The sequence below is a fragment of the Variovorax sp. PvP013 genome, assembly GCF_050435945.1.
GTDB lineage: Bacteria > Pseudomonadota > Gammaproteobacteria > Burkholderiales > Burkholderiaceae_C > Variovorax.
The window spans coordinates 77,386-89,111 of the sequence record NZ_JBNDLF010000004.1 but is presented as its reverse complement, the minus strand read 5'-3'; the positions used below and the strand labels follow the sequence as shown (position 1 = coordinate 89,111).

The window sequence follows — 11,726 nt, the reverse complement described above, 5'->3', positions numbered from 1 at the left end:
TCAGCGCGCCGAGACCTTCTTCAGCAGCGACGCGTAGATGGCCTCGATGCGATCGAGCGCCTTGGCGGAATCGAAGTGCTTCGCCTGCGCCAGGCCGCGCTCCACCATCGCCTGGCGCTCCGGTGCCGACAGGCCCGCCACCCGTGCCAGCGCCGCGCCGGCGCGCGCCGCCCACGGCGTGGCCCAGGGGGCCGGGTCTTCCGTGTCCTGAAGCGTCGAGACAGGGATCAGCACCGCCGCGTCGCCGGCCACCTCGGTCATCGGCGCCGCGCCGGTCGTGATGACCGGGCAGCCCGAGGCCATGGCCTCGACGATCGGCCAGCCGAAGCCCTCGGCGATGGACGGGAACAGGAACACGGTGGCCGCGCCGTAGAGCGCGGCGAGCTGCTCGTCGGACACGTCGGAGAGGAAGTGGATGTCGGCCGCGCTGTGCATGCCGGCCTGGAGCGCCGTCAGTGCATCGGGCGGCGGCGGGCCGATCATCAGCAGCGGGATGGCTTCCGCATCGCCGGCGACACCCGCGGTGCCCACCTCCCCCGACGCGCCTGCGTCCTGCGCCCGCGTGCGCCGCCACGCCTCGTAGGCCGCCAGCACGCCCTGGCGGTTCTTGTACCAGGTGTTCACGCCCACGTGCATCACGAAGCCGCGCGACAGGTCGATGCCCAGCGCCTGGCCGAGCGCCCGGCGCTGGGCCGGCACGTCGGCGGCGGGTTTGAAGCGCGGGTTGACGCCGTTGTAGACCACGTCGCAGCGGCTCGACGGATCGACCACGTCCATCAGGTCCTCGCGGGTCTTCTGCGAGATGGCGATGAAGGCGTGCGCCTGGCGGAAGCCGTTGCGGATGTAGCGCTGGTAGAGCCGGCCGGTCTGGCTCACGCGATTGTGCGGAATGCGTCCGAGCGCCGAGTCCTGGGCCAGGAAGTCGTGGCAGTGCACGACGTGGGGCCGCCTGGCGACCAAGGGCACCCAGGGGCCGAGCGCATGGTCGGCGAAGACGTAGAGCGTGGCGCGCGGCTGGCGCAGCAGACGCCATTTCACCTGGGCGGGGAACACCACGAACTGGTCGATGTAGCCCATCCACTTCTTCAGGCGCTCGGGCACCGGCAACCGGTAGAACACGGCGGTGGGCGTCCAGGTCTGCACTTCGTGGCCGCGCCGCTTCATGTCGTCGACGAGCCACGACGCATAGCGCGTCATGCTGGAGATCGCGAGAAAGGGGGGGTGCGTGAAGAATACGAGTTTCATGGGACTGTCGATGCTGTCGGCAGCCTCTCTGAAACGGGTGGCGTTCCGGGTTGGAGTGCTTCCTTCAGGCGTCGTGCGGCTTCGCCAACCTCGAAGTGTCGCTGATATGCGGCACGCGCCTCATCGCCGAGCATCGCCTGCTGCTGTCGGGTCAATGCCAGCCAGCGCGTGAGCAATTCCAGCGCGCCGGCCTGCGTGTCCTCGGCGACGATGCCGCCGGGCTCGCATTCGCGCCAGATGTTGACCTGCCGGCTGATGAGCACCGGCCGGCCACAGGCCATGGCTTCCACCACCGCGATGCCGAAGTTCTCCTGATGGCTCGGCAGCACGAAGGCGTCGCAGCCGTACAGCGCGCCCCATTTGGCGTCGCCACTGAGCATACCGGGGAAATGGATGTCGGAGGCGCCATCCGCTTCGCCCGGCTGGGGCGCGGCCATCTGCTGCAGCGAGCGGCCGTAGTCGGTGTCCAGGCCCGGGCCGGCCACGACCAGCGCGGGCAGCGCGCGGCCCTTGCCGTCGCGGCGCCATTGCGCCCGCAGCTGCACGTAGGCGCGGATCAGCAGGTCGGTGCCCTTCTTCTCGTGCAGGCGACTCAGGAACAGCAGGTAGGGACGCCCCGCGACCTGCGGACAGCGCTCGGCGAAGGCCGGCGCCATGTTCGGATGCCGGGGCGGCGGGGCCTGGATGCCCAGGCCGACGTCGAGCTCGCGGCGTGGCCGGTAGGGCCTGAACGGCTCGCGCGCCAGCGTCAGCTCCTCGGCGCAGGTGAACAGCACGCCGTCGGCCTGGTTCACGGGTTTGGCCTCGATGAACTTCCAGAACACCGTGTTGCGCAGCGCCTTGATGCGGCGGCCCGGTGCTTTCTGGAAATAGGGGTCGAGCATGCCGTGGGGCATGACGTAGAAGCGCGGCGATCCGGCGGCCGGTGCGTGCGATCGACGGAACTTGGCCACGGCCCGCCATGAGCCCGCGAGATGGTGTTGCCACAGACCGTGGGCGATGACCACGTCGAAGCGTTGCAGGTTGGCGGCGAGCCAGGGCCCGAGGGCCGGGCAGTAGCCGTAGCCGCCCTTCGCCGGCCCGATGGCGTGGACGGGAAAGTCGTCGCGGCCGAGAAAGGCGGCATCGGCCGCGTCGAAGCTCAACACTTCGTTCCGCACGTCGAGTCGTGCCAGCGCCGGGACCATGTTTCGGACGGCTTGTGCAACGCCGCCCTGGGCGGGGTCCATGCTGGGGATGACGTGAAGGATTTGCATGTAAAAAATAAGAATGAATTGCTATGAATTCAATACGATACGGACAGGAATTTTTCGAAATGCGAAAAACCAATCGTATTCAAAAATAAAAAAAGCCGCCCCGAGGCGGCTTTTTGGAAAAGACTACTTAACCACGGCACTCGGCAGGCACATATTTCTTGTCAGTCGTTGTGGTGCAAACCCACTTGGTACCAACAACAGATGCTGCGGTTGCACTGGCACCAGTTCCGCTTGCGGCACTAGAAATCAAAGTAGGAGTAAGAGTCAAAACAGCACTTTTTGCGGTAGCGTCCATTGTTGCAGTGATAACTCCACTCGCACAGGTAAGCGAAGCAACGTGATTGACAGCAGTAGAAACATTAGTGAATCCTTTGCATGAGTCAGCATCGATTACGCCGCCAGAATTGGCAATATTTTCTGAGACTGTTGCTTTCACAGCAGATGCCTGTACAAGACCTTCAGTTACACGCGCCCGCACCGTGTAATCCTGATAAGCCGGCAGCGCCACCGCAGCCAGAATACCGATGATCGCCACGACGATCATCAATTCGATCAGGGTGAAACCCTTTTGCACGTTGCGTGCGATGGAACGACGGTTCATTCATTACTCCAGAAGGAAGTTGCAGTTGGAAAGACCCGGGCATCGGACCCGCGGTGCCCTTTCCCTACTGCATCTGGCGTGCCAACCGCCGGAGGTCGGTTGAACGTGCATCGGCTGTAAACCGATAGATCACATTTTCTTACGCAGGTGACAAAAATGGTCGGATGTAAGAAATAAGTTACTGACAAATTTGTCAGTGCAGCCCAATGTGTCGATCAGAGCGTCAGTACTTCGGCCGCCCGCAGCCACCGGATGCTCCGGACGCGTGCCGGGTCGATCGTGCTGCCCGAGGCCAGGCCCTCGATCTGGCTCATGATCTCGTCGGTCTCGGCCGGCTTGGTGTGCGTGATGTAGATCGGGTAGTGTCGGCCCGGATCGATGCAGGCGAGTTCGCCGGCCAGCGTGGCGGGCGACAGGTGCAGGCTGCGCTGTGCCAGAGGCTGGTCGCGGTCGCTGAAGGCCGTCTCGATGACCAGCATGCCGATGTCGAGCGCGTTCATGCGCTCCCAGAACGGCGGATTGCGTTCGGTGTCGCCGCTGAAGGCCCAGTGCGGCCCGCCGGCGGCGCTGCGCACGGCGAAGCCGCAGGCCGGGACGGTATGGACGGCGGGCAGCACCTCGATCACCTTGGCGCGGCGGCTCCCCAGCGTCAGGGTCGCGCCGACGTCGATGGGGTGGAAGCAGACGAAGGGCCGTTCCGGGCTGGGAATGCGGGCGAAATCCGGCCAGACGACGTCGTTGAAGACGTGGACACGCAGGGCGTCGATGGTGGGGACCAACGCATGCACGCGCAGGGGCTGCCGGCGGCGGCCGGCCACGGCGTCGATCATCAGAGGCAGCGCGGCGATGTGGTCGAGGTGCGAATGCGTGAGCACCACGTCGTCGATGCCGGCCATCTCGTCGAGCGTCAGGTCGCCGACGCCGGTGCCGGCGTCCACCAGCAGGTCGTCGTCGATCAGGAAGGCGGTGGTGCGGCAGTCCTTGGCGATGGCGCCTGAGCAGCCCAGGACACGCACCTGCATCGACGGGGATCCTTGGATTGGCATGAACTCGCTCGAACCGGATGACGACGTCTCCCGTCCGGATCGCGGGGCGCACCGGGATCGAGGCTAAACGCTGGATCCGGATCGAGCAAAGGAATTTTTTGGCATTGCGCCTTCGCTTTTCAGACTCGGACGAATTGCATCTTCGTCCCGCCCAGCTCCAGGACATCGCCGTCCTGCAGTGCGACGGCCTCCTGGCCCAGTTGCTCGCCGTTGAGCAGGGTGCCGCCATCGATGGGGGCGACGACGTAGCCGTGCAGGCGCCGCGTGACCGCCGCGACGGCCACGCCCGGGCGACCGATGGTGGTGACGACCTTGGCCAGCGTGAGTTCGCGTCCGGCCCCGGCGCCCGAGAGCACGCGGATGGCCGCGGGCGCGACGCCACCGCCCAGCGGCGCGGAAGCCGCCACGTTCGAGAGCGTCGTCGCTGCGACCGGCTGGACCGGCGCCACCGCCTGCAGCGAGGCCGGCATCGTCATCGGCCGCGAGGCGGCGAAGGGCTGGTGACCGGCGAGGAAGCGGATCTTGTACTTGCCGACCTCCACCACGTCGTTGTGCTCGAGCATGTGGCGCCGCACGGCGCGTGCGTTGACGTAGGTGCCGTTGGTGCTGTTGAGGTCCTCGAGGTAGACCGCGCCGTCGATCATGTGCAGCACGGCGTGCTCGCCGCTGATGGCGAGGTTGTCGATCACGATGTCGTTGTAGGGTCGTCGGCCGAGGGTCGTGCGGTCCTTGACCAACGAGACTTCCTTGATGACGACACCGTCGATCGAAACGATCATTTTCGGCATGGCCGACTCCTGAAATCTGCGAGGTTGAATGCGGCGGGCGACCTCAGGAACGTCGTGCTTCCCTGCATCGTCGCCCGGTTTCCAGTGCGTCCGCAGGCATCACGATGCCGTCTCGGCCTTGGCCAGGATCACTGAAATGTTGTCACGACCGCCATTGTCATTTGCCATTGAAACCAAAAGTGTTGCTTTGTCTGAAAGTGAGTTCTTTTGTAATAAAACTGTGCAGATGTCGGCATCCGAGACCATTTCGCTGAGGCCGTCGGAGCACAGCAGGTACAGGTCGCCCGGCTGCACGGGGTAGTCGTTGGTCTCAAGGGTGACGCGGGCCTCGATGCCCAGGGCGCGCGTGACCAGGTTGCGGTGGGGCGACGTGGCGGCCTCGGCCGGCGTGATGAGGCCGGCGTCGAGCTGGTCCTGCAGCAGCGAGTGGTCGCGCGTGAGCTGCTCCAGGCGGCGATCGCGCAGGCGGTAGCAGCGCGAGTCGCCGATGTGGCCCACGACGATGCGCCGCGTGCCGCAGAAGGCGAGCACGAGCGTCGTGCCCATGCCCAGCAATTGCGCGTCGATGGCGCCGGCTTCGAGGATGGCCCGGTTGGCTTCGTCGGTGCCGATCTGCAGGGCCCGGCGCACGGCGCGGGTCTGGTCACACAGGTCGGTGTGGGCCAGCCAGCGGCCGAAGCTGGCCGAGAGCAGCGCGATGGCCATGCCGCTGGCCACCTCGCCGCCGTTGTAGCCGCCCATGCCGTCGGCCAGGATCGCCAGGCTCTGGCGCGGATCGGCGAAGACGGCGTCCTCGTTGTTGGCGCGCAGCCGGCCCCGGTCGGTGAGCGTCGCGAAGCTCCATGACGGCACCGCGCCGGCTGCATCATCGGTCAAGGGTGCGAAGTGCGTCATGGGACGTGTTTATAACGGCACACGGTGCCGCAGGAGGTCAGCGCCGCCTAGTCGGCGGCGGTGCGGCGCGCACGGTGCCTGAGCCAGTTGCCCACCAGCAGCACGAACGCCGCGCCGGCCGCGGGGCCGATGTAGTGCAGCCAGGGCTTCGCTTCCAGCACGCCATGCAGCGCCACGTCGTTCATGATGGTCTCGCCGGCGACCCAGCCGATGAGCGCCGCGCCGAGGACCACGATGATCGGGAAGCGCTCCATCATCTTGATCATGATCGTGCTGCCGAAGATCACCAGCGGAATGCTGATCGCGAGGCCCAGGATGAGCAGCAGCGAGTTGCCGTGCGCGGCGGCCGCGACGGCGATCACGTTGTCCAGGCTCATGACCAGGTCGGCGATGAGGATGGTGCGCACGGCCGAGAACATGGTGCCGTGGTGCTTGCCGTGGCCTTCGCCCTCGTCTTCCTCGCCCAGCAACTGCAGGCCGATCCACAGCAGCAGCAGGCCGCCGATGATCTGCAGGTAGGGCAGCGCGAGCAGCTTGGCGGCGACGATCGTGAGCACGATGCGCAGCACGACGGCGGCGCCCGAGCCGATCAGCACGGCCTTGCGCTGCTGCTCGGGCGGCAGCGATCGGGCCGCCAGCGCGATCACGACCGCGTTGTCGCCCGACAGGATGATGTTGATCCAGACGATCTCGAGGAGACCGATCCAGAAGGTGGAGGTGTTGAGGAATTCCATGTCGATGTCCCGTTGTTATGTATTGAAAAAGCGCTCGCAATGGGTCATTGCGAGCGCTCTTCTTTTGGGGTGGCTTGGGGGAACGCGCTGTCGGCGTGAGGGACGTGCGCGAACTCGGTGTGCGATACGCCCGAGGCGTCTTAGATGCGCGCCTTGAGCAGCTTCGCCAGTTCGGAGAAGTTGCGCGTCACGGTGAAGCCGCACTCTTCCATGATGGAGAGCTTGGCGTCGGCCGTGTCGGCACCGCCCGAGATCAGCGCGCCGGCGTGGCCCATGCGCTTGCCCGGAGGCGCCGTGACGCCGGCGATGAAGCCGACCACCGGCTTCTTCATGTTGTCCTTGCACCAACGCGCCGCGTCGGCTTCGTCGGGGCCGCCGATCTCGCCGATCATGATGACGGCGTCGGTCTCGGGGTCGTCGTTGAAGGCCTTCATGACGTCGATGTGCTTCAGGCCGTTGATCGGGTCGCCACCGATGCCGACGGCGCTCGACTGGCCGAGGCCGATCTCGGTGAGCTGGGCCACGGCTTCGTAGGTCAGCGTGCCCGAGCGCGAGACCACGCCGATGCGGCCCTTGCGATGGATGTGGCCGGGCATGATGCCGATCTTGATCTCGTCGGGCGTGATCAGGCCGGGGCAGTTGGGGCCCAGCAGCAGCGTCTTCTTGCCGCCGGCGGCTTCCTTGGCCTTCATCTTGTTGCGCACTTCGAGCATGTCGCGCACCGGGATGCCTTCGGTGATGCAGATCGCCATGTCGAGGTCGGCCTCGACGGCCTCCCAGATCGCGGCGGCGGCGCCGGCCGGCGGCACGTAGATCACGGAGACGGTGGCGCCGGTCTCCTTGGCGGCTTCCTTGACCGAGCCGAAGATCGGGATGCTGAAGATCGACTCGCCGGCCTTCTTCGGGTTCACGCCGGCCACGAAGCAGTTCTTGCCGTTCGCGTACTCCTGGCACTTCTCCGTGTGGAACTGGCCGGTCTTGCCGGTGATGCCTTGGGTGATGACTTTGGTGTCTTTGTTGATGTAGATCGACATGACTGTGTTCCTTAGGCCTTCTTGACCGCTGCGACGACCTTCTGGGCCGCGTCCGCCATGGTGTCGGCGCTGATGATGGGCAGGCCCGAATCGGCCAGCAGCTTCTTGCCTTCGACCTCGTTCGTGCCCTTCATGCGCACGACCAGCGGCACCTGCAGGTTCACGGCCTTGCAGGCTGCGATCACGCCGGTGGCGATGGTGTCGCACTTCATGATGCCGCCGAAGATGTTCACGAGGATGGCTTCCACGTTCTTGTTCTTCAGCATGATCTTGAAGGCCTCGGTCACCTTCTCGGGGGTGGCACCGCCGCCCACGTCGAGGAAGTTGGCCGGCTCGCCGCCGAACAGCTTGATGGTGTCCATGGTGGCCATGGCCAGGCCGGCGCCGTTGACCAGGCAGCCGATGTTGCCATCCAGGCTGATGTAGGCGAGGTCGAACTTGGAGGCCTCGACCTCGGCCGCGTCCTCCTCGTCGAGGTCGCGCAGGGCGACGATCTCGGGGTGGCGGAACAGCGCGTTGCTGTCGAAGTTGAACTTGGCGTCCAGCGCCATCACGTTGCCCTTGCTGTCGCGGTTGAGCGGATTGATCTCGACCAGCGCGGCATCCGTCTCCATGTAGCAGGTGTAGAGCTTCTTGAGGATGTCGACCGTCTGCGCGGTGGAGTCCGCCGGCATGCCGATGCCGTCGGCGATCTCCTTGGCCTGCGCGTCGGTCAGGCCGTCCTTGGGGTCGGCGTAGACGGTGATGATCTTCTCGGGCGAGGAATGGGCCACTTCCTCGATGTCCATGCCGCCTTCGCTGGAGGCGATGAAGGCGATCTTCTGCGTCGCGCGGTCGGTCACGGCCGAGACGTAGTATTCCTTGTGGATGTCGGCGCCGTCCTCGATGTAGAGGCGACGGACCTTCTGGCCCTCGGGGCCGGTCTGGTGCGTCTTGAGCTGCATGCCCAGGATCTCGCCGGCGATGCGCTTGACGTCCTCGATGGTCTTGGCGACCTTGACGCCGCCGCCCTTGCCGCGGCCGCCCGCGTGGATCTGGGCCTTGACGACCCAGACCGGGCCGCCGAGCTTCTGGGCGGCTTCGACCGCCTCCTGGACCGTGTAGGCCGCGATGCCGCGCGGCACGGGCACGCCAAATTTGGCAAGAATTTCCTTGCCTTGGTACTCGTGAATCTTCATGAGGGGTCTCTCGGGACGGAGGTTGAGAACGGGCGATGAAAGGGATGTCGATCGCGGGCCGCGGCGTCTCGGAGGACGGGGGCGGCGATTAACCGTGGAAATGTATCATGGTGCGCTGCACCAACGCGAGCCGGCGGCTCGGCATTGGTTCCCTGGTTTCAACGAACTCACCCACTTCAATCATGCCCAAAGTCTTCATCGATGGCGAAGCCGGGACCACCGGCCTGCAGATCCGCGAACGGCTCCAGTCCATGCCGCAGGTCGAGCTGGTGAGCATCGCGCCCGAGCTGCGCAAGGACACGAACGCCAAGCGCGACCTGATGTCCGGCGTCGATCTCGTCGTGCTGTGCCTGCACGACGACGCGGCCATCGAGTCGGTGGCCCTGATCGACCAGCTGCCCGGCGCCAGGCCGAAGATCATCGACGCCTCCACCGCCCATCGCACCGACGCGCGCTGGGCCTTCGGCTTTCCGGAACTGGTGGAAGGCCACTGGGAGGCGGTGTCGCGGGCCGATCGCGTGGCCAATCCGGGCTGCTACGCGACCGGCGCCATCGCCATCGTGCGGCCGCTGATCGACGCCGGCCTGATCCCGGCCGACTTCCCGCTGGCGCTGCCCTCGGTCAGCGGCTACTCGGGCGGCGGACGGCCGATGATCGAGGCCTACGAGAAGGGCGAAGCACCGCCCTACGAGGTCTACGCGCTCGGCTTGAAGCACAAGCACATCCCCGAGATCATGAAATACACCGGTCTCTCGCGCCGGCCGATGTTCGTGCCGTCGGTGGGCAACTTCCGCCAGGGCATGCTGGTCCAGCTGCCGCTGCACCTCGACGACCTGCCGGGCAAGCCCCGCGCCGCCGACCTGCACGACACGCTGGCGGCGCACTACGCCAGGAGCAACACGCCCGAGCATTTCGTGAAGGTGCTGCCGCCCACGGCCGACGGCAAGCTCGAACCCACCGCGCTCAACGACACCAACGAACTCGAACTGCGCGTCTATCCCAACGAGGACCACCGCCACGCGGTCGTCATCGCGCGCTTGGACAACCTGGGCAAGGGCGCGAGCGGCGCCGCGGTGCAGAACCTGAAGCTGATGCTCAAGCTCTGAGCGCGGCTCAGTCCTCGAAACCGGTGCCGGTATCGGCATCCATGTCCGTGGCCCCGCGCAGCACCTTCGCGACGACCGCGCCCGAGAAGCCCCGCGCCATCAGGAAGCGCGCCTGCCGGGCGCGCTCCTTCTGATCGACGGCCGGCCCGTCGAAGCGGCGGCGCCACACCTCGCCAGCGCGGGCCAGTTCCGTGTCTTTGAGGCCGGCGACCGCCTCGCCGATCGCCTCCGGCGCGATGCCCTTCTTCTGCAGTTCCTGGCGCACCCGCATTGCCCCCATGCGCGGCGCGCGCTGGTGGACCACCGACTGCACCACGCGCGCCTCGCTGATGAAGTCCTTGGCCTCGAGCTCGTCGAGCGCCGCCGCCAGCGTGCCGGGCTCCTCCTCGTACTTCGCCAGCTTGCGCGCGAGTTCGGCGCGCGAATGCTCGCGCTGACTCAGCAGGCGCAGGGCGCGACCCTTGAGGGACGGAGCGGCGAAGGCCATGGCAGGATCGATCCTCGGCGACGTGAGTGGTGGCGATGCGAAGGAAAAGGCGCCCGTCGCCAGAAGCGCGGGCGCCTTCGAGGCACCAGGGACGATCAGGACGCCAGTGGCTGCTGCTGCGACAGCGGCGGCTTCGGTGCCTTGGCGTCGGCCTTCGGTTCGGCCTTGTCGGTCTTCTCGACCTTGTCGCCCTTGTCCGCCTTGGGAGCGGCGCCCGCGGCGTCGGCCGTGCCCGCTTCCGCCGCCAGCATCGGGATGCCCAGCGACTCGCGCACCTTGTTCTCGATCTCGCGCGACAGCGCCGGGTTCTCGCGCAGAAACTCGCGCGCGTTGTCGCGGCCCTGGCCGATCTTCTCGCCCATGTAGGCGTACCAGGCGCCGGACTTGTCGACGATCTTGGCGGTCACGCCCATGTCGATGATCTCGCCCTCGCGGCTGATGCCCTCGCCGAACAGGATGTCGAACTCGGCCGTCTTGAAGGGCGGGCTGACCTTGTTCTTCACCACCTTCACCTTGGTCTCGTTGCCGATCGCCTCGTCGCCCTTCTTGATGGTGCCGATGCGGCGGATGTCCAGGCGCACGGAGGCGTAGAACTTGAGCGCGTTGCCGCCGGTGGTGGTCTCGGGCGAGCCGAACATCACGCCGATCTTCATGCGGATCTGGTTGATGAAGATGACCATGCAGTTGGTCTTCTTGATCGTGGCGGTGAGCTTGCGCAGCGCCTGGCTCATCAGGCGGGCCTGCAGGCCGGGCAGCGAGTCGCCCATCTCGCCCTCGATCTCGGCCTTGGGCGTGAGCGCGGCGACCGAGTCGACCACGATCAGGTCCACGGCGCCCGAACGCACCAGCGAGTCGACGATCTCCAGGGCCTGCTCGCCGGTGTCGGGTTGGCTGATCAGCAGGTCGGACAGGTTGACGCCCAGCTTCTGGGCGTACTGCACGTCGAGCGCGTGCTCGGCGTCGACGAAGGCGCAGGTGCCGGCCTGCTTCTGCATCTCGGCGATGACCTGCAGGGTGAGCGTGGTCTTGCCCGAGGATTCCGGACCGTAGATCTCGATCACGCGGCCGCGCGGCAGGCCGCCCACGCCCAGCGCGATGTCCAGGCCGAGCGAACCGGTCGAGACGACCTGGATGTCCTCCAGCGCCTCGCCTTCGCCGAGCCGCATGATCGTGCCCTTGCCGAACTGCTTTTCGATCTGCGCCAGCGCGGCCTGGAGGGCCTTAGCCTTTTCGCTCCCGGCGACGGAGATGCTGCTGCCCTTGACGAGTGCGTCCATGAGAAATCCTTTAAAATCAACGGGTTGTGATGTCGGCACCCCGGGTCTTGAAAGGACTCGCTGGATGCTTGAACAGTAGT

General features: G+C 66.2%; 12 protein-coding genes. 1 reads left to right on the top strand and 11 read right to left on the bottom strand.

Annotated features, from left to right (window positions below):
• From ABID77_RS13300 to sucC, 9 genes are all read right to left on the bottom strand, one after another.
• Positions 1 to 1,245 carry a glycosyltransferase gene (locus tag ABID77_RS13300; protein WP_429596405.1) on the bottom strand — a complete coding sequence of 415 codons (1,245 nt, stop codon included), beginning with the start codon at positions 1,243 to 1,245 and terminating at the stop codon, positions 1 to 3.
• A complete protein-coding gene (locus tag ABID77_RS13295; protein WP_429596402.1) occupies positions 1,242 to 2,474 on the bottom strand; it encodes a glycosyltransferase in 1,233 nt (410 codons plus the stop codon). The genes ABID77_RS13300 and ABID77_RS13295 overlap by 4 nt, the downstream gene beginning before the upstream one ends.
• Before the next feature lie 154 nt (positions 2,475 to 2,628).
• A complete protein-coding gene (locus tag ABID77_RS13290; protein ID WP_429596399.1) occupies positions 2,629 to 3,102 on the bottom strand; it encodes a pilin in 474 nt (157 codons plus the stop codon).
• A 215-nt stretch (positions 3,103 to 3,317) separates the two neighbouring features.
• Complete coding sequence (locus tag ABID77_RS13285) at positions 3,318 to 4,124, bottom strand: MBL fold metallo-hydrolase (protein WP_429596396.1); 807 nt, start codon at positions 4,122 to 4,124, stop codon at positions 3,318 to 3,320.
• Positions 4,125 to 4,267: 143 nt separating this feature from the next.
• The gene (locus ABID77_RS13280) at positions 4,268 to 4,936 is read right to left on the bottom strand and encodes an FHA domain-containing protein (protein WP_429596393.1); all 669 of its coding nucleotides are present in this window, start codon (positions 4,934 to 4,936) and stop codon (positions 4,268 to 4,270) included.
• A gap of 99 nt (positions 4,937 to 5,035) precedes the next feature.
• Positions 5,036 to 5,812 (bottom strand): Stp1/IreP family PP2C-type Ser/Thr phosphatase, encoded by a 777-nt coding sequence (locus ABID77_RS13275; RefSeq protein WP_429596390.1) that lies wholly within the window; start codon positions 5,810 to 5,812, stop codon positions 5,036 to 5,038.
• A gap of 65 nt (positions 5,813 to 5,877) precedes the next feature.
• Positions 5,878 to 6,564, bottom strand: a complete 687-nt coding sequence (locus tag ABID77_RS13270; RefSeq protein WP_429596387.1) for a TerC family protein — start codon at positions 6,562 to 6,564, stop codon at positions 5,878 to 5,880.
• A gap of 140 nt (positions 6,565 to 6,704) precedes the next feature.
• Entirely contained in the window at positions 6,705 to 7,598 is an 894-nt protein-coding gene (sucD, locus tag ABID77_RS13265; protein ID WP_429596384.1) for a succinate--CoA ligase subunit alpha, read from the bottom strand.
• Positions 7,599 to 7,609: 11 nt separating this feature from the next.
• The gene (gene sucC / locus ABID77_RS13260; RefSeq protein ID WP_429596381.1) at positions 7,610 to 8,776 is read right to left on the bottom strand and encodes an ADP-forming succinate--CoA ligase subunit beta; all 1,167 of its coding nucleotides are present in this window, start codon (positions 8,774 to 8,776) and stop codon (positions 7,610 to 7,612) included.
• 182 nt (positions 8,777 to 8,958) lie between these two features.
• Between sucC and argC the strand changes: the two genes are divergently transcribed.
• Positions 8,959 to 9,882, top strand: a complete 924-nt coding sequence (argC, locus tag ABID77_RS13255; protein ID WP_429596378.1) for an N-acetyl-gamma-glutamyl-phosphate reductase — start codon at positions 8,959 to 8,961, stop codon at positions 9,880 to 9,882.
• A 7-nt stretch (positions 9,883 to 9,889) separates the two neighbouring features.
• Here argC and recX read toward each other — a convergent pair whose 3' ends face one another.
• Complete coding sequence (recX, locus tag ABID77_RS13250) at positions 9,890 to 10,369, bottom strand: recombination regulator RecX (RefSeq protein ID WP_429596375.1); 480 nt, start codon at positions 10,367 to 10,369, stop codon at positions 9,890 to 9,892.
• Positions 10,370 to 10,464: 95 nt separating this feature from the next.
• Positions 10,465 to 11,646 (bottom strand): recombinase RecA, encoded by a 1,182-nt coding sequence (gene recA, locus ABID77_RS13245; RefSeq protein WP_429596373.1) that lies wholly within the window; start codon positions 11,644 to 11,646, stop codon positions 10,465 to 10,467.
• Positions 11,647 to 11,726: the final 80 nt, after the last annotated feature.